The sequence below is a fragment of the Paenibacillus sp. 05T425 genome, assembly GCF_056396205.1.
The window spans coordinates 1-438 of the sequence record NZ_JBFTLA010000112.1 but is presented as its reverse complement, the minus strand read 5'-3'; the positions used below and the strand labels follow the sequence as shown (position 1 = coordinate 438).

Here is a 438-nt window from a genome sequence, read left to right as displayed (position 1 = left end):
GAACAGTGGTGGCTCCATGACTCTAGGAGGCTTTATCCATGTTCAAACCAACACCTAATCCACCAGCACCCGACGACGTYTCCCCCTACGAATCCCTCGATTCCAAAAAACTCCACGAAGCCGCCGACCGCGCCCTCTACCAYTACCTCAAACCACCCAYCCCCAAAGCCACCAAGCGCAAACYCAGYACCATTTACCATGTGGGTGCGAAGGTCGATAACGAAACMCTGCTGGTCAACGCCTGCGAATCCCTGGCGTCAGCGAGCATGATGCTCAGTGAGTTCGTCGGGTTGATGGACATGCCACATCGCAATGTGATGTTGGGGATTCAATCGGTGGTCATGCTTGGGGAGTTGGCGGTGAACCGGGTGCTGGATAACCTCGATCCTCAGAACTGAGTGACCCATTGTGGCGAGGGRGCTTGTCGGAWCGCCGCAC

The 438-nt window shown here is 56.3% G+C and carries 1 protein-coding gene; it reads left to right on the top strand.

The window, feature by feature from the left end; translation table 11 throughout:
- Positions 1-38 precede the first annotated feature (38 nt).
- Positions 39-398 (top strand): DUF6124 family protein, encoded by a 360-nt coding sequence (locus AC1DF0_RS32335; RefSeq protein WP_477577677.1) that lies wholly within the window; start codon positions 39-41, stop codon positions 396-398.
- Positions 399-438 lie beyond the last annotated feature (40 nt).